The organism is Microbacterium sp. NPDC089186, from assembly GCF_040685115.1.
Classification (GTDB): domain Bacteria; phylum Actinomycetota; class Actinomycetes; order Actinomycetales; family Microbacteriaceae; genus Microbacterium; species Microbacterium galbum.
In genome coordinates, this window is record NZ_JBFBHJ010000003.1 from 200,334 (window position 1) to 216,576 (window position 16,243).

The window sequence follows — 16,243 nt, forward strand, 5'->3', positions numbered from 1 at the left end:
CTCCTGAAGGGGTCTGTTCCAGGCTACCGGGCGGGCGTGGCCTCGATCGCACCGGACGTGCCCCATAGTGGAGCGGTGACTCTGGCCATCATCGGCGGCGTGCTCTGGATCCTCGGGATCATCGCGCTGCTCACCGGCGCCTTCCCCGCCGCCGACGCCCTCGCCGTCGCCGATCGCGTGTGGCCGATCCTGCTCTTCGTCGTCGCCGTGACGATCGTGGCGGAACTGGCGTCCAAAGCGGGGCTCTTCGACGTGGTCGCGGCGCGTCTGGCGAAGATCGCGCGAGGACGTACCGCCCTGTTGTGGGCTCTCGTCGTGCTGCTCGCGACCGTGGCGACCGCCTTCCTCTCCCTCGACACGACCGCGGTGCTGCTGACACCCGTCGTGGTGGCCATGGCGGTCGCACGCAGGATGGATCCTCTGCCGTTCGCCTTCGTGACCGTGGTGCTCGCGAACACCGCCTCGCTCGTGCTGCCCGTGTCGAACCTCACCAACCTGTTGGCATCCGAGGCCCTCGGCGGGGGACACGATCCGGTGGCGTTCCTGGCCCTGCTCGGTCCCTCCGCGGTCATCGCGATCGCGGTGTCGGTGGTGGTGCTGACGGTCGTCTTCCTCCGCCGTCTCCCCCGGACCTACCCGGATGCCGCCGCCCCCACCGTCTCGGACCCCGTTCTCCTGCGCGTGGCGGGCATCGTCACGGTGGCGCTCTTGCCGCTGCTCGTGGTCGGTCTCGAACCGTGGATGCCGGCGGTCGCCGCTGCCGTCGTGCTGGTCGTCGCGTTCGCCCTGCGCGCGCCGAAGAGCCTCGGCATCCGGCTGGTGCCCTGGTCGTTGCTCGTGTTCGCCGGCGGGCTGTTCCTTGCGGTCGGAGCCCTCGAGGCCCTCGGCATCGGACGGGTCACCTCGGTGCTCGCGGGCACGGGCGACGACCTGGGGTCGCTCTGGCAGCTCGCCGGAGTCGGGGCGCTCGTGGCCAACGGCATCAACAACCTGCCCGCGTACCTCGCGCTGGAATCCGTCGCGGGCTCCCCCGTGCGTCTGGCGGCGCTGCTGATCGGCGTCAACGCCGGGCCGATCGTCACGCCATGGGCGTCGCTCGCGACGCTGCTGTGGCACGACCGGCTCGTGGCGGCGGGTGTCGAGGTGCGCTGGAGTCGCTTCATCGTGCTCGGCGCCGTGATCGCCCCCCTGATCCTGCTGCTCGGGGTCCTGCCGCTCGCGCTCTGAGGGTCAGTCCTCGTAGGTGCGCGACCACGCCTTGCGCGGCTCGATGAACCACACGGCGAGGCCGTCGCGAAGGCCGTACGGTTCACCCGTATAAAGGGTCGAGATGCGGTCGACGTACGGCAGCGCGTCCTCGCCGTCGATGCGTTCGACCGCCTCGCCGCGCACGAACGCCATGGCGTAGGGGTTGTCCGTGCCGGTCACCGAGATGGCGACGCGGGGATCACGCCGGATGTTGCGGTCTTTGAGCGTGTCCACCTCGGTGAAGATCATGAGACGCTCCCCGTCGACACCCACCCACAGCGGGATCCCGTGAGGAGAGCCGTCCGCCATGAGGGTGGAAAGGTGGGCGACGGCGTTCGTCTCGAAGAAGGGCTTCGCATCGGTCCAGGAGGTCATGCGAGTCGTAACCGCCGCGCGACCGCCGAGCATTCCCGTTCTCAGGACTGCGCGGGGGCGGGGGCCTGCTCGTTCGGCACCTCGCGGAAGACCATCTCCTCCCGCTGCAGGCTCTCGCGCGGAGAGAACTCGTCGGGTTCGGGGATGACGTAGAGGCCCCGCCCGGAGTTGGCGTTGTAGGTGAGCGCGTGCAGCCATGCCGGGCTCAGCTGCGGCGTCCGGCTGCCGTGGTACTTGAACACCAGGGAGACGTTGGGGTGGATGTACACCGTCGTCCGTCCTCCGCCCGTGCTGATGTCGTCCTTCCAGGTGAAGGGGAAGGACTCCCCGCGACGCACCTTGGCCATGATCACCGCCTGGAGGTGCGCAAGGAGACGGTCCTCGAAATCGACTTTGACGTCGCCGTCGTAGATGAATTTGCCCATGATGACCCCCCGGCGATCGTCGCCCCGGAGTGCGCATCTCTCGGCGAGAAGTCGAACGCTGATGGCCGGGGTTCCATCGCCGTCTCTTCGTGCACTGTCCCCCATCCAGCCGTCCGGCGCAAACCCCCTTGTTCCTCCGTCGCTACGGGGCTAGTGGTTCGCGCGATGCGTCCATCCCGGACGGATGCCGAACGTCAGCCGGCGCGCGAGATGCGCAGGATCACCCGATCACCGGGCTTGCGCTGGATGCGCCGGACCAGCGCCTCGACGCCGAGGATGATGCGGAACTGCAGGCCGTACTTCCGGCGCAGGGCGCGATCGGCCCGGTCATCGTCGGTCGCGGGCCCCGCGATGCGCGCATGCGCCTCGACGGTGATGGCATCCGGGTCGATGGACCCCATGCGGCTGCAGGGGCGCAGGACGACCCGCGAATCGTTGCGCAGGCGCTTGACCTTCCCCGTGGACCGCTCGCTGGTGACGACGAGTTCGTCGCCGTCGCGGGCGATCCATACCGGCACCGCCGCGAGTGCGCCGTTCTTTCGAAAGGTGCCGAGCGAGACGAAGGGCGACGAGGCGATCTCACGCCAGTGGGTGTCGGGGACCGTCATGGTTCCACGCTAGCGAGGTTCGAACAGCCCACTCGGGGGTTGCGCGAGACGCCGGAGGGCGGCCAAATTGCGAAGACTGTTCATGGGAGCGCTTCCATGTGGTGTTCCCGCGCCCCTACGCTCGCGGTCATGGGGAGCTATGACGTCCCGCAGGTGGGGCCTGTGGTCGTGTCGCTGGAGACGTACCGGTTCGGATTGACGAACGAGTCGATGACGACCTTGGCATCCGTCCGCCGGGTGAACGGCCAGCCGCTGGACGTCGTCGACGAGGAGCGAGTGGCGCAATATCTCGAGAGCCTCGACGTGATCTGATCGACCCGCCTGTGCGGCGACTATGCCGAACCTCAACGCCGGCGCAAGGAATGCGCAACGGTGCCGCAAGACCGGTGGATTCGTGTCCCCCTTTCGGTGGACATGGGTTAGCGTCGTGTCGTTCCCGCCGCCAGGCACTCCGCAGCCCCCCTTACTGGCGGCGGGAACGACCACTCCCCCGGTTCGCCCGGGATGCCATCGCCGGTGGACGAGTTCCTCAGCGATGAGGAACTCGAAGACGGCTTCGGCACGGTGACGCCGATCCGCCCACCCGTCAGGAGCTCGCACGTGAGGCGGCGAGCACTTTCCTCGCGCGAAGATCGCGACGACGGCGCCGGCCACGCTCGACCTGATTCGGCAGGGCTGTCTCTTCGCGCGAACAGGCGCCCGGGATGCCGGCTCCTCATCCCCCGCCGCGCGAACGAAAAAACCCCCGGGCGAACCGGGGGTTTTATTCGGTGCGCGATACTGGGATCGAACCAGTGACCTCTTCCGTGTCAGGGAAGCGCGCTACCGCTGCGCCAATCGCGCCTATACAGGCTGTTCTTTTGTGAGTTGAGGTGGCGACGGGATTCGAACCCGTGTAAACGGCTTTGCAGGCCGGTGCCTAGCCGCTCGGCCACGCCACCGTGATGTGGTTCGACCCACGTGTCGTGATCTGTTTATCAGCCGTGCTGATGACAGTTCCCTCCACTCGAGCGGATGACGAGACTCGAACTCGCGACCCCAACCTTGGCAAGGTTGTGCGCTACCAACTGCGCTACATCCGCATTTCGTTCCCGGGGCTTGCCCCGAGCACTCGTAAGACATTACCCGATCTGAGCGCGCGCGCAAAACGAGGTGCGCCCCGCGCGTGTCTCCCGGAATGGTCGGGAGCACCTCTCGGCATCCGGTACGATCGATGAGTCCCGTTCGGGATGCGGGCGATTGGCGCAGTTGGTAGCGCGCTTCCTTCACACGGAAGAGGTCATCAGTTCGAGTCTGGTATCGCCCACCGAAAAGGCCCCCGGTCATCCGGGGGCCTTCGTCGTTCCCGGGGTGTCGACTCACGCGACCCGCGTCCACGCGGCATCCGGATGATCGCGTCTCCACTCCTGTCGATCACCGTTCTCGACCACCGCATCAGCGAGCCAGATCGTCGAATCCGGTTCCCATCCCGCGATGACGCTCGCGTACTCGTCGTCGACGGTGATGGCTCGTGTGGCGCCGGCGAGGTAGCCGAGGGTGGTCAGGTGCACGGCCTCCCACTCGTGGGCGACGCGGCCCCAGTCGGGTACGAGCCAGCGCCCGTCGCGCCCCGTCGTGCGGAACCAGTCGTGCCGGCGCGAGGCCGTCACCTCGACGGGGTACCGCCGGCAGAGCGCCGCCCAGTCCGCGGCGCCGCGGATCTCGAGCGTGCGCCCCGATCCCACGACCGGGACCACCGTCGCGACCTCCTCGCCGAGGGAGTCCTCGACGAGGTCGAGCGCCGCGTCGACGCTCCCTCGCGTCGACAGCAGCCGCACGGGCACCGACCACCACTCGCCCGACAGGCGGGCCGTCGGATCGCTCGGCCACTCCTCACGCGCGCTCTCCTCCAGAGCGCGCATGCCGGCGTCCCACGCCGCGAGCGCGCTGGCGGCGTCGTGGGCGAGAGGCCCGGTCGCCTCGGGCCGCCGCCACTGCACGGCCCATTGCTCTTCGTTCCGCTCGCGGTTCCACCGGCCCCCCGCGTGGCGGAGGAGGTCGCGGGCGAGCGGGCTCAGCGCTCCGATGACGCGTGGATCGAAGCAGAGCCCGTCGAGGGTGTCGGGCTCCTGCCAGTACCGCGCGACATCGACCGTCGCGCGCAGCGCGGCTGCGAGGGCGACGTCGTCGAGCGGAGCCGCGGACGCCGCGGCCAGCACGTCGGCGATGTCGCCCACGCCGGGGTCGGGGATCGGTGCCCGCTCCCCATCGTCGAACGCGATGACCGTGGACCGCTCGTCCCGATGGTGGAAGGCGTAGGAGCTCACGAGGTGGGCGAGCCGCGGATCGCGACACGCGTACTCGAGACACAGTCGACGTCCCCTCGGTCCATCGAGGAGCATCTCGCTCACGCCCGCGACCACCCGTACCGCTTCTGCAGGGCTGCCGCGACGGCGTCGAAGCGCTTCCGGTCGAGGGCGGCCGCCTCGCGGCGCATGCCCGCGTCGTGTACGAGGTACACCTGCTCCACGTCGACCCACGACGGTCGGCGCTGCGGGTCCCACTCCCCCGTGCCGAGCGACAGGTACTGGCGGTCGCCGTCGTGCGGCTTGCTCGTCAGGCGCACGGCGTAGGACCGGGTGGTATCCGCTCTGCCGAGGACGAGCACGGGGCGGTCTTTTCCGCGGCCGTCCCGCTCCTCGTAGGGCACCCACGTCCAGATGATCTCTCCCCCGTCGGGTGCGTCGTCGCGCTCCGGGGCGTACGACAGCGTCAGGCGCCGCGGAGGATCGATCTCGACGGTCTCGGTGCCTGCGGGCGCGGTCGAGGCGGTGGCGGGCCGTGAGGGGCTCGCTGGGCGCCGTGTAGGGGCCGTGGCCGGGCGCGGGGGGCGGGCGGGGGTGGCGGGCGCGGATCCGGACCGGAAGAGGCCGAGCAGCGCCGACAGCACGCGAGAAGTCGTTCCCATGGGCCCACCCTAGACACGCGGAACGGGGCGCCGCCGACGAATCGGTGGCGCCCCGCTCGGGGTGAAGCGGACTCAGCCGCGCACGTCGGAGAGCACGTAGCCCTCTTCTCCGTGGACGACGGTGTCGATACCGGCGATCTCGTCCTCGTTCTTCACGCGGAAGCCGATCGTCTTCTCGATCGCGAAGCCGATGACGAAGGCGAGCACGAACGAGTACACGAGCACCGCGAGGGCCGCGATCGCCTGGACGATCAGCTGGTTGAACGAACCGCTGTTGATGAGGCCCGTGCCCGTGGCGAAGATGCCCAGGTACAGGGTTCCGATCAGACCGCCGACGAGGTGGATGCCGACCACGTCGAGCGAGTCGTCGAAGCCGAGCTTGAACTTCAGCTCGATGGCCAGGGCGCAGACCGCACCGGCGAGCAGACCCAGGACGATGGCCCAGAACGGCGTGAGGGCGGCGCAGGCGGGCGTGATGGCGACCAGACCCGCGACGGCACCGGAGGCGGCGCCGACCGAGGTGGGCTTGCCGTCCTTGATCTTCTCGACGATCAGCCAGGCCAGGAGAGCTGCGGCCGGGGCGGCGATGGTGTTGACGAAGGCCAGCGCGGCGGTGCCGTCGGCGGCGAGCTCGGAGCCGGCGTTGAAGCCGAACCAACCGAACCACAGCAGACCGGCGCCCAGCAGTACGAACGGCGGGTTGTGGGGGACGTGGGCGCCCTTCTGGAAGCCGACGCGCTTGCCGAGCACCAGAGCGAGGGCCAGGGCGGCGGCACCGGCGTTGATGTGCACAGCGGTTCCACCGGCGAAGTCGATCGCGCCGACGCCGAAGACGTCCTGCAGACCGTGCGTGATCCAGCCGCCGTACGAGAACGACGCGTCGTCGGCGAGGCCGAAGTTGAACACCCAGCTGGCGACCGGGAAGTACACCACGGTGGCCCAGATGCCGGCGAAGATCATCCACGCGCCGAACTTGGCGCGGTCGGCGATGGCACCCGAGACCAGGGCGACGGTGATGATGGCGAAGGTGGCCTGGAACGCGACGAAGGCGAGCGGCGGGTAGGCCGCGCCCTCGGGCGTCTCGAGGACGCCGGCGAGGCTGAAGTTGCTGGGGTCGATCGCCCACGGGAACTGGGTGGTGCCCTCAGCCGTGGTCGGGAACGCGATCGAGTAGCCGTAGAGCACCCAGAGGACCCCCATGAGGCCCATGGCGCCGAAGCTCATCATCATCATGCTGATGACGCTCTTGGCCTTGACCAGGCCGCCGTAGAAGAACGCGAGTCCTGGCGTCATGAGCAGCACGAGTGCCGCTGCTATCAGGATGAATGCGGTGTTGCCTTGATCCATCTCGGAGGAAACCTCTCTGCAGGGACGCAGGTAAAGCGTCGGGTCCCCTCAGTGTTCCCAGTCGCGGTTACCACCGCCGTCCGCCCCGTGTTTCGCGAAGGTTACAGGCGCGGCCCTCCGGTAAACATCGCGTTTCGCGCCGATGGGAGGCGCTGATGAACCGGGTTCAGGAGTGCGTCAGCGCGACCAGGCGCGACACCGCGCGGAGGTACTTCTTCCGGTATCCCCCGGCGAGCATCTCGTCGCCGAACACCGAGTTGAGCGCGACCCCCGTGGCGCGGATCGGGATCTGGGCGTCGTAGGCGCGGTCGACGAAGGCCACCAGGCGAAGGGCGGCCGACTGGTCGTGCAGCACCTCGACATCGCGCAGACCGATGACGTCGACGCCGTCGATCAGGCGGATGAAGCGCGACGGGTGCACCCGAGCCAGATGCCCGACGAGGTCGGTGAACGCGTCGTCGGAGGCCACCGAGCCGGAGGCCGCGGCATCCAGCGCTGTCCGGTACTCGTCGCCGGAGAGCGCTTTCGCCTCACCGTCGATGGCGCGCTGGCGGAAGTCGGTGCCGTCGATGCGGATCGTGCGGAAGCTGTCGGACATCGACTGGATCTCGCGCAGGAAGTCCTGCGCCGCGAAGCGACCTTCGCCCAACGCGTTCGGCGGGGTGTTCGAGGTCGCGGCGAGTCGGGTTCCGGATGCGACCAGCTCGCCGAGGAGCCGCGTCATGACCATCGTGTCGCCCGGGTCATCGAGCTCGAACTCGTCGATGCACAGCAGGTCGGAACCGCGGAACAGCTCCACCGCCTTCGCGTAGCCGAGCACGCCCACGAGGGCGGTGTACTCGATGAAGGAGCCGAAGTACTTCCGGCGGGCGGGCATCGCGTGGTAGATCGACGCGAGGAGGTGCGTCTTGCCGACGCCGAACCCGCCGTCGAGGTAGACCCCGGGCTTGATGGGCGGCGTCTTCTCGGCGCGGCGGAAGAACCCGCCCTTCTTGGCCGGGGCCGACTGCTTGCCCGCGAAGGCCTGAAGCAGCTCCTTGGCCTCCTGCTGCGAGGGGTACGCGTCGTCCGCTCGGTACGACTCGAACGTCGCCCCGTCGAACTGCGGCGGCGGCACCAGTGCACTCACCATCTCGGCGCCCGTGACCGCGGGCTCGCGATCGGTGAGGTGGATGAGGCCGGTCGTCGCGGGCGTAGAGGTCATGGCCGTCCTGTGTCGCAGTCTTACGGGAGGGGTGCGTGCCCCCTGCCGCGGATCTAGGGTCGATGGTGCGGTGTCCACCCTATGCCGCCGTTCCTGCCGCCCCGACAAGAGGAGTTCTCCGTGACCGTCGAGATCGACACCACCTCCCCCAAATTCGCCGAGTACTCCGAGCCCGGCCGACTCGTCACCGGTGAATGGCTGCAGGAGCGTCTCGGGGCGCCGGGGCTCGTCGTGGTGGAGTCCGACGAGGACGTGCTGCTGTACGAGACGGGTCACATCCCCGGGGCGGTGAAGGTCGACTGGCACACCGAGCTCAACGACCCCGTCGTGCGCGACTACGTCGACGGCGAGGGCTTCGCGAAGCTGCTGAGCGGCAAGGGCATCTCCCGCGACGACACCGTCGTGATCTACGGCGACAAGAACAACTGGTGGGCCGCGTACGCCCTCTGGGTGTTCTCGCTGTTCGGCCACGAGGACGTGCGGCTGCTGGACGGCGGCCGCGACAAGTGGATCGCCGAGGGACGCCCCCTCACCACCGAAAAGACCGTCGTCGAGCCCACCGACTACCCGGTCGTCGAGCGCGACGACTCCCTGCTGCGTGCCTACAAGGACGACGTGCTCGCCCACCTCGGCAACCCCCTCATCGATGTGCGCTCCCCCGAGGAGTACTCCGGCGAGCGCACCACGGCCCCCGCCTACCCCGAGGAGGGCGCGCTGCGCGCCGGTCACATCCCGAGCGCGCAGAGCGTGCCGTGGGGCAAGGCCGTCGCCGAGGACGGCGGCTTCAAGTCGCGTGCCGAACTGGATGCCATCTACCGCGACGGTGCGGGCCTGGCCGACGGCGACAAGATCGTGGCGTACTGCCGCATCGGCGAGCGCTCGAGCCACACCTGGTTCGTGCTCAAGCACCTGCTCGGCTTCGACGACGTGCGCAACTACGACGGCTCGTGGACCGAGTGGGGCAGCGCCGTGCGCGTGCCGATCGTCGCCGGCGCCGAGCCGGGTGAGGTCCCGGGTCGCTGAGCCCGGCCGCGGTGGGCGTGGGAGGATGACGGTGATGTCCGAAATCGCCCTCCCCGCCCGCCTCGCCGAGATCCGCGAGGAGTTCCTCGAGCTCGACGAGCCCGACCGCCTGCAGCTGCTGCTGGAGTTCTCCCAGGAGCTGCCCGAGGTGCCCGCGGAGTACGCGGATCACCCGGAGCTCGCTGAACGGGTGGCGGAATGCCAGTCGCCGGTGTTCATCATCGTCACCGTCGACGATGACGACCGCGTCGCGATGCACGCGACGGCGCCCGCCGAGGCGCCGACCACGCGCGGGTTCGCCAGCATCCTCGCGCAGGGGCTGACCGGGTTGAGCGCCGACGAGATGCTCGCCGTGCCCGATGACTTCCCGCAGAGCATCGGTCTCACCCGCGCCGTGAGCCCGCTCCGCATCGCCGGCATGACCGGCATGCTCATGCGTGCCAAGCGCCAGGTGCGCGCCAAGCGCGCCGCCTGAAGCGCTCCCCCTCGGGGTCGAGCCGATCTCGGTGTTCCCGCCGGGTTCCGGCATCCGGGATCAGCTCGCTCGGGAAAGACCCCGTTCGCGCAGCCATCGCGCGATGGCGTCGGACCAGCGCGTCTCGTCGAAGTTCCACAGTTTGGTGTGGCGGGCGGTCGTGAACGTCTCCATCGTGACGAGGTCGGGCCGGGCCGTCGCGAGCGCGTGCGAGGCGTCCGACGGGACGAAGCCGTCGTCGTCGCTGTGGAGGATGAGCAGGGGATGCCGAAGGCTCCGCGCGCGGGCGACCACGTCGAGCCGATCGAGGGGAATGGGTTCGTCAGCGCCCAGCATCGCCGCGCCCCAGCCGGAGCGGATCGTGGTCTGGGCCAGCGCGATGACCGGCGCGGGCAGACGCATCATGCGTCCCTGGAACGCGAGGACCGTGCGCCAGTCCACGACGGGCGAGTCGAGCACGAGACCGGCGATCACGTCGCCGTGCGGCGACTCGAGGGCCGCCTGCAGGGCGAGCGCACCGCCCATCGACCATCCCATGAGGATGACGCGGCGCGCCCCCTGCCGTCGGGCGTACCCGATCGCGGCATCCAGGTCGCGCCACTCGGTCGCGCCGAGGCCGTAGGTGCCCGAGGGGCTCGTCGGGGCGTCGCCGTCGTTGCGATACGACACGACGAGGCTCGTGATGCCGAGCGCGTGGAAGACCGGGACGGCGCGGAGGGTCTCGGCGCGGGTGGTGCCGCGACCGTGCACCTGGATCACCCAGACGTCGGTGGGGTCGGAGGCGGGGAACTCCCACGCGGGGCACGGGCCCACTCCGGTCTCGATGTCGACATCATGGAACGGCAGATGCAGCTGACCGGGTTGGTCGTAGTACCAGCCGCTGAATGCGGCCTCGGCAGCGAGATCACCGCCGGCGGCGACGTGGGTGAGCAGCTTGCGGGTGACGCTCGTCTCTTCGCTGCCGACGATGGCGCCGAGGCGCAGGTACTCGGCCGAACCGACGGTGAAGAGTCCGTATCGGCCGGGCAGCGCGGTGTCGGGCGTTCGCGCCAGGGTGATGGTCTGCGCGGCGGCGTCCAGGCGCAGGATGCGGGTGTCGGGGCGACGGCCGGCCGGGCGCACGACGGTGCGGGCGACGCGCAGCGAGACGGCGCTGAGTGCGCCCGCCGAGGCGGCCAGGGCGAGACCCAGGGAGGAGAGGGCGATGCGGAAACCGGTGATGCGGCGCCGCGATGCGCGGGGACCCGCGGCGCGCCTGGGAGCGTTCATCGAGGCCTCACTCTAGTCTGCTGCCGTGAGTGACCATCGCCCGGCGGAGGCCGCCGGACCGTTCGCGCGTGCCGCCGAGGAGGTGCGTGCCACGACGTTCCGTGACGACCTCGTCGTGCGGGAGATCCCCTCCCCGGCGGGTCTGGCGCCCTTCTCGCTCGCCCTCGCCGGTGATGTGCGCCCCGAGGAGCACGCCACCGACTCGCCCTTCGGCACCGGTCGCTTCATCCTCCTGCACGACCCCGAGGAGCCCGAGCCCTGGGGAGGGGCGTGGCGCATCGTCTGCTTCGCCCAGGCGCCGCTCGAGCCGGAGATCGGGGTCGACCCTCTGTTGGCCGACGTCGCCTGGTCGTGGCTCATCGACGCGCTGGACTCGCGCGGAGCCGACCGTCATTCCGAGTCGGGCACCGCCACCAAGACCCTCTCGACCGGGTTCGGCGCTCTCGCCGCCCAGGGTGAGGGGTCGCAGATCGAACTTCGCGCGTCATGGTCGCCGCGCGGTCCCTTCCGCCCGCACCTCGAGGCGTGGGCGGAGCTCGTGTGCATGCTCGCCGGCCTCCCCCCGGGGTCGGAGGGCGTTGCCGTGTTCGGAGCCCGGAGGCCCACGCGTGGTTGAGTACATCGTCATCGAGGATGCTGCGGGCTTCCTTGCCGCGTGCGAGGCGCTGGCCGCCGGAACGGGGCCGGTCGCGGTCGACGTCGAGCGGGCCTCGGGCTTCCGCTATTCGCAGCGCGCCTATCTCATCCAGGTGTTCCGCCGGGATGCCGGCGTGTTCCTCTTCGATCCCACGACGATCGACGACTTCTCCCCCCTGCAGGACGCGATCGGCGAGGCGGAGTGGGTCTTCCACGCGGCCAGCCAGGATCTGCCGTCGCTGCGCGAGCGCGGTCTCGAGCCGCCGGTGATCTTCGACACCGAGCTCGGTTCGCGCCTGCTCGGCCACGAGCGGGTGGGTCTCGGCGCCGTCGTCGAGCAGACCCTCGGCATCACGCTCGCCAAGGCGCACTCTGCCGCGGACTGGTCGACGCGCCCCTTGCCGGCATCCTGGCTCGAGTACGCCGGTCTCGACGTCGAGCACCTCATCGACGTGCGGGACGTGCTCGTCGCCGAGCTGGCGGAGCAGGGGAAGACGGAATTCGCGCGGCAGGAGTTCCAGGCCGTGCTCGATCGCGAGCCCAAGCCTCCGCGCGATGACCCGTGGCGCCGGTTGAGCGGCCTGCACACCGTGCGGGGGCGCCGCTCCCTCGCGATCGCCCGGGCACTGTGGCAGGCGCGCGAGGATTACGCCCGCGAGCAGGACGTCGCTCCCGGTCGGCTCGTGCCCGATCGCGCCCTGGTGGCGGCGGTCCTGGCGGATCCCTCGAGCAAGCAGGCGCTCGCGGCGGTCAAGGAGTTCAACGGTCGGGCGAGCCGTACGCAGCTGGACCGCTGGTGGAACGCCATCGTGGCGGGACGCGAGACCACGGACCTCCCCGCCGACCGGGTACCCAGCGACACCCTTCCGCCGCCGCGCGCGTGGGCCGACCGCAACCCCGAGGCCGACCGTCGCCTCAAGGCCGCGCGTCCCGCGGTCGAGGCGCGGGCGGAGGAGCTGCGGATGCCGACCGAGAACCTGCTCACCCCCGAGTCGCTGCGCCGTCTGGCATGGGCGCCCCCGGCCGACTTCACGGTCGAGAACGTCGGGGCCGCTCTCGCGGATCTCGGCGCACGCCCGTGGCAGATTGACCAGACTGCACAGGTGATCGTCGATAGCTTTGTAGCTTCCCTCAAACCCACCGACGAGGCCCCTGGCACGGATTCGTAGGTTCGGACAACCGATTCGGCGCGGTCGAGTGCTCTTCCTAGGCTGGGGTCATCCCAAACTATGGAGGCAGAGTGGCCGAGATGACGGACGTCTTCTTCGTCGACGGAATGCGCACCCCCTTCGGGCGCGCCGGCGAGAAGGGCATGTACTGGAACACCCGCGCCGACGACCTGGTCGTCAAAGCGATCATCGGGTTGATGGAGCGCAACGGCGACGTGCCGAAGGACCGGATCGACGACGTTGCGATCGCCGCGACGTCGCAGACCGGTGATCAGGGGCTGACCCTCGGGCGCACGGCGGCGATCCTCGCGGGTCTGCCGATGACCGTGCCGGGGCTGGCGATCGAGCGCATGTGCGCCGGCGCCATGACGAGCGTGACGACCATGGGCGCCTCGATCGGCGTCGGCATGTACGACCTCGCCCTCGCTGGCGGTGTCGAGCACATGGGACGCCACCCCATCGGCGGCAACGTCGACCCCAACCCCCGCTTCGTGGCCGAGAAGCTCGTCGACCCGGGCGCCCTCAACATGGGGGTAACGGCCGAGCGCATCCACGACCGCTTTCCGCACCTGACCAAGGAGCGTGCCGACCGCTTCGGCGCCGCGAGTCAGCACAAGGTCCAGGCGGCATACGAGGCCGGGAAGATCCAGCCCGATCTCGTGCCGGTGGCGGTGAAGGATGCCGACGGTGCCTGGGGCCTCGCGACCGAGGACGAGGGGCGGCGCCCCGAGACCACGGTCGAGGGTCTCGCGACGCTGAAGACACCGTTCCGCCCCCACGGTCGGGTGACCGCCGGCACGTCGTCGCCGCTGACCGACGGGGCGACCATCAGCCTCCTCGCCGGCGCCGGCGCGGTGAAGGAGTTCGGTCTCGCGCCCAAGATGCGCATGGTGTCGTTCGCCTTCGCCGGCGTCGAGCCCGAGATCATGGGCATCGGTCCGATCCCCTCGACCGAGAAGGCGCTGAAGAAGGCCGGACTCACGATCGACGACATCGGGCTCTTCGAGCTGAACGAGGCGTTCGCGATCCAGGTGATCTCGCTGCTCGATCACTTCGGCATCGCCGACGACGACCCGCGCGTGAACCCGTGGGGCGGCGCGATCGCCGTCGGGCACCCGCTCGCGGCATCCGGAGTCCGCCTCATGATCCAGCTCGCGGCGCAGTTCGCCGAGCGACCCGACGTGCGCTACGGCCTCACCGCGATGTGCGTGGGCCTGGGCCAGGGCGGCTCGGTCATCTGGGAGAACCCGTTCTTCGACGGAAAGAAGAAGCGCAAGTGACCGATTACACCTCGATCGACTTCTCGCCTCTCGACGCCTTGACCGGGGACGAGGTCGTGACCCACTCCCCCGTCCGCGACGTGCGTCTGCCCTCGGGCAACGTGCTGGCGCTGATCACGCTCGACAACGGGCGCGACCACACCCGGCCCAACACCCTGGGGCCCGCGACCCTGGCCGAACTCGGGCAGACGCTCGAGACGCTCAAGAGGCGCGCCGCCGCGGGCGAGATCCACGCCGTCGCGATCACCGGCAAGCAGTACATCCTCGCCGCCGGTGCCGACCTGTCCGATGTCGCGAAGCTGCCCTCCACGGAGGTCGCCCGCCTCATCGCGCAGCGCGGACACCAGGTGATCGGCTCGCTGTCGGAGCTGGGCGTGCCCTCGTTCGCGTTCGTCAACGGCCTCGCCCTCGGCGGTGGCCTCGAGATCGCGCTGAACTCGACCTACCGCACGGTCGACTCCTCGGCGGCGGCGATCGCGCTGCCCGAGGTGTTCCTCGGGATCATCCCCGGCTGGGGCGGCGCCTACCTGCTGCCGAACCTCATCGGCATCGAGAATGCGCTCGAGGTCGTCATCTCGAACCCGCTCAAGCAGAACCGGATGCTGAAGCCCCAGCAGGCCTTCGACCTCGGGATCATGGATGCCCTCTTCCCGGCGGCCAGCTACCTCGAGGACTCGCTGCGGTGGGCTGACGGCGTGCTGACCGGCCGCGTCAAGGTCGAGCGCAAGAGCGAGCCGGGCAAGCTCGAGCGCCTGACCAAATGGCCCATCGCGATCAAGATGGCCCGCGGAATGCTCGAGTCGAAGATCGGCACCGTGCCCCGCTCCCCCTACGTCGCGCTCGACCTGCTCGACAAGGCGAAGAGCGGTACGAAGGCCGAGGGCTTCGCCCGCGAGGACGAGGCGCTGGCCGAGCTCATCACGGGCGACCAGTTCGCGGCATCCATGTATGCCTTCGACCTCGTCCAGAAGCGCGCGAAGCGTCCGGTCGGGGCCCCCGACAAGGCGCTGGCGAAGAAGGTCACGAAGGTCGGCGTCATCGGCGCGGGTCTCATGGCCTCGCAGTTCGCGCTGCTGTTCGTGCGCAAGCTCCGGGTGCCGGTGATCATCACCGACCTCGACCAGGGACGCGTCGACAAGGGCGTGGCATCCATTCGAGACGAGATCGGCAAGCTCGAGGCCAAGGGGCGCCTCGACGGCGACACCGCCAACCAGCTGCGCGCGCTCGTGCACGGCACGACCGACCGCAGCGAGTTCGCGGACTGCGACTTCGTGATCGAGGCCGTCTTCGAAGAGGTCGGCGTGAAGCAGGAGGTGTTCTCCGCGATCGAGAAGATCGTCGCCGACGACGCCATCCTGGCCACGAACACCTCGTCGCTCTCCGTGGCTGAAATCGGCTCGGTGCTGCAGAACCCGGAGCGTCTCGTGGGCTTCCACTTCTTCAACCCCGTCGCGGTCATGCCGCTCATCGAGGTCGTGAAGACGGATGCCACCTCCGACGCCGCTCTGTCGACGGCGTTCGTCGTGGCGAAGGGCCTCGGTAAGAACGCGGTGCTCACCGCGGACGCGCCCGGCTTCGTCGTGAACCGTCTGCTGGCCAAGGTCATGGGCGAGGCGGCCCGGGCAGTCTACGAGGGAACGCCGATCACGGTCGTCGAGAAGGCGTTCGCGCCGCTCGGCCTGCCGATGGGTCCGTTCCAGCTGATCGACCTCGTCGGCTGGAAGGTCGCCGCGCACGTGCAGGACACCATGGCGCACGCGTTCCCCGACCGATTCTTCTCGTCGGAGAACTTCCACGAGCTCGCCGCTCTCCCCGAGGTCGTCGAGAAGGACAAGGGCGGCCGTGTCACCGGCTGGACCAAGGCCGCGCAGAAGGTGCTCGTCGCCGGCAAGACGCCCGTCGCGCCCGAGACGATCCTCGCCCGCGTGCAGGACGGCCTCGCGCAGGAGATCAAGATCATGCTCGACGAGGGCGTGGTCCCCGAGGTGCAGGACATCGACCTGTGCCTCATCCTCGGCGCCGGCTGGCCCTTCATCGACGGTGGGGCCTCGCCCTACCTCGACCGCGAGGGGGCGTCGGAGCGCGCCTTCGGCGACACGTTCCACCACCCGCCCATCCGCGGCATCGGAGGCTGAGACTCTCCCTCGCGACGGCGTCGTCCCCTCGGGGGCGGCGCCGTCGTCGTTCGCGCAAGTCGAGCGCCGTCACCAGAACAGGGTGCGCGACGAGGACAGGGC

General features: G+C 69.7%; 16 protein-coding genes and 4 tRNA genes. 9 read left to right on the forward strand and 11 right to left on the reverse strand.

All coding sequences use genetic code 11. From position 1 onward, the window contains the following. Positions 1-75 precede the first annotated feature (75 nt). The gene (locus tag AB0N82_RS11145; protein ID WP_363391586.1) at positions 76-1,227 is read left to right on the forward strand and encodes an SLC13 family permease; all 1,152 of its coding nucleotides are present in this window, start codon (positions 76-78) and stop codon (positions 1,225-1,227) included. 3 nt (positions 1,228-1,230) lie between these two features. Here the strand turns inward: AB0N82_RS11145 and AB0N82_RS11150 are convergent, their stop codons facing one another. From AB0N82_RS11150 to AB0N82_RS11160, 3 genes are all read right to left on the reverse strand, one after another. After that, entirely contained in the window at positions 1,231-1,623 is a 393-nt protein-coding gene (locus AB0N82_RS11150; protein WP_315995726.1) for a TIGR03618 family F420-dependent PPOX class oxidoreductase, read from the reverse strand. Between the two features lie 41 nt (positions 1,624-1,664). Continuing rightward, on the reverse strand, positions 1,665-2,048 hold the full coding sequence (locus AB0N82_RS11155) for an ATP-dependent DNA ligase (protein ID WP_315995725.1): 384 nt from the start codon (positions 2,046-2,048) through the stop codon (positions 1,665-1,667). Between the two features lie 194 nt (positions 2,049-2,242). Then, a complete protein-coding gene (locus AB0N82_RS11160; protein ID WP_363391589.1) occupies positions 2,243-2,656 on the reverse strand; it encodes a PPOX class F420-dependent oxidoreductase in 414 nt (137 codons plus the stop codon). Positions 2,657-2,785: 129 nt separating this feature from the next. Here AB0N82_RS11160 and AB0N82_RS11165 point away from each other — a divergent pair, with 129 nt between their 5' ends. Continuing rightward, a complete protein-coding gene (locus AB0N82_RS11165) occupies positions 2,786-2,968 on the forward strand; it encodes a hypothetical protein (RefSeq protein ID WP_363391592.1) in 183 nt (60 codons plus the stop codon). A gap of 459 nt (positions 2,969-3,427) precedes the next feature. On the opposite strand, the gene AB0N82_RS11170 is transcribed toward AB0N82_RS11165, so the two are convergent. From AB0N82_RS11170 to AB0N82_RS11180, 3 genes are all read right to left on the reverse strand, one after another. After that, positions 3,428-3,499: transfer RNA gene (locus AB0N82_RS11170), tRNA-Val, on the reverse strand. Between the two features lie 27 nt (positions 3,500-3,526). After that, positions 3,527-3,597 (reverse strand) — tRNA-Cys (locus AB0N82_RS11175). Positions 3,598-3,665: 68 nt separating this feature from the next. Next, positions 3,666-3,738, reverse strand: a tRNA-Gly gene (locus AB0N82_RS11180). 151 nt (positions 3,739-3,889) lie between these two features. Between AB0N82_RS11180 and AB0N82_RS11185 the strand changes: the two genes are divergently transcribed. After that, a tRNA-Val gene (locus tag AB0N82_RS11185) sits at positions 3,890-3,962 on the forward strand. A gap of 52 nt (positions 3,963-4,014) precedes the next feature. On the opposite strand, the gene AB0N82_RS11190 is transcribed toward AB0N82_RS11185, so the two are convergent. The 4 genes from AB0N82_RS11190 to zapE all read right to left on the reverse strand — a co-directional run bounded on the left by AB0N82_RS11190 (position 4,015) and on the right by zapE (position 8,154). Further along, positions 4,015-5,046, reverse strand: coding sequence for a hypothetical protein (locus tag AB0N82_RS11190; protein ID WP_363391595.1), 1,032 nt, complete (start codon positions 5,044-5,046; stop codon positions 4,015-4,017). Further along, the gene (locus tag AB0N82_RS11195; protein WP_363391598.1) at positions 5,043-5,603 is read right to left on the reverse strand and encodes a type II toxin-antitoxin system PemK/MazF family toxin; all 561 of its coding nucleotides are present in this window, start codon (positions 5,601-5,603) and stop codon (positions 5,043-5,045) included. Before AB0N82_RS11195 ends, AB0N82_RS11190 begins: the two co-directional genes overlap by 4 nt. A 72-nt stretch (positions 5,604-5,675) precedes the next feature. Next, positions 5,676-6,950, reverse strand: coding sequence for an ammonium transporter (locus AB0N82_RS11200; protein WP_315995720.1), 1,275 nt, complete (start codon positions 6,948-6,950; stop codon positions 5,676-5,678). Positions 6,951-7,116: 166 nt separating this feature from the next. Next, positions 7,117-8,154: a cell division protein ZapE gene (gene zapE / locus AB0N82_RS11205; protein WP_363391601.1), complete on the reverse strand. Its 1,038-nt coding sequence runs from the start codon at positions 8,152-8,154 to the stop codon at positions 7,117-7,119. A gap of 120 nt (positions 8,155-8,274) precedes the next feature. Between zapE and AB0N82_RS11210 the strand changes: the two genes are divergently transcribed. Together AB0N82_RS11210 and AB0N82_RS11215 are read left to right on the forward strand one after the other, a co-directional pair. Then, positions 8,275-9,177, forward strand: a complete 903-nt coding sequence (locus tag AB0N82_RS11210; protein ID WP_315995718.1) for a sulfurtransferase — start codon at positions 8,275-8,277, stop codon at positions 9,175-9,177. A 34-nt stretch (positions 9,178-9,211) separates the two neighbouring features. Beyond that, on the forward strand, positions 9,212-9,652 hold the full coding sequence (locus AB0N82_RS11215) for a SufE family protein (protein ID WP_315995717.1): 441 nt from the start codon (positions 9,212-9,214) through the stop codon (positions 9,650-9,652). Positions 9,653-9,712: 60 nt separating this feature from the next. Here AB0N82_RS11215 and AB0N82_RS11220 read toward each other — a convergent pair whose 3' ends face one another. Next, on the reverse strand, positions 9,713-10,921 hold the full coding sequence (locus AB0N82_RS11220; protein ID WP_363391606.1) for an alpha/beta fold hydrolase: 1,209 nt from the start codon (positions 10,919-10,921) through the stop codon (positions 9,713-9,715). A 25-nt stretch (positions 10,922-10,946) separates the two neighbouring features. On the opposite strand from AB0N82_RS11220, the gene AB0N82_RS11225 reads away from it, so the two are divergent. From AB0N82_RS11225 to AB0N82_RS11240, 4 genes are all read left to right on the forward strand, one after another. Beyond that, the gene (locus AB0N82_RS11225; protein WP_315995715.1) at positions 10,947-11,537 is read left to right on the forward strand and encodes a DUF3000 domain-containing protein; all 591 of its coding nucleotides are present in this window, start codon (positions 10,947-10,949) and stop codon (positions 11,535-11,537) included. Continuing rightward, positions 11,530-12,726: an HRDC domain-containing protein gene (locus tag AB0N82_RS11230; protein WP_363391609.1), complete on the forward strand. Its 1,197-nt coding sequence runs from the start codon at positions 11,530-11,532 to the stop codon at positions 12,724-12,726. Before AB0N82_RS11225 ends, AB0N82_RS11230 begins: the two co-directional genes overlap by 8 nt. A gap of 71 nt (positions 12,727-12,797) precedes the next feature. Continuing rightward, positions 12,798-14,006, forward strand: coding sequence for a thiolase family protein (locus AB0N82_RS11235; protein WP_363391612.1), 1,209 nt, complete (start codon positions 12,798-12,800; stop codon positions 14,004-14,006). Then, on the forward strand, positions 14,003-16,141 hold the full coding sequence (locus AB0N82_RS11240; RefSeq protein ID WP_363391615.1) for a 3-hydroxyacyl-CoA dehydrogenase NAD-binding domain-containing protein: 2,139 nt from the start codon (positions 14,003-14,005) through the stop codon (positions 16,139-16,141). Before AB0N82_RS11235 ends, AB0N82_RS11240 begins: the two co-directional genes overlap by 4 nt. Positions 16,142-16,243: the final 102 nt, after the last annotated feature.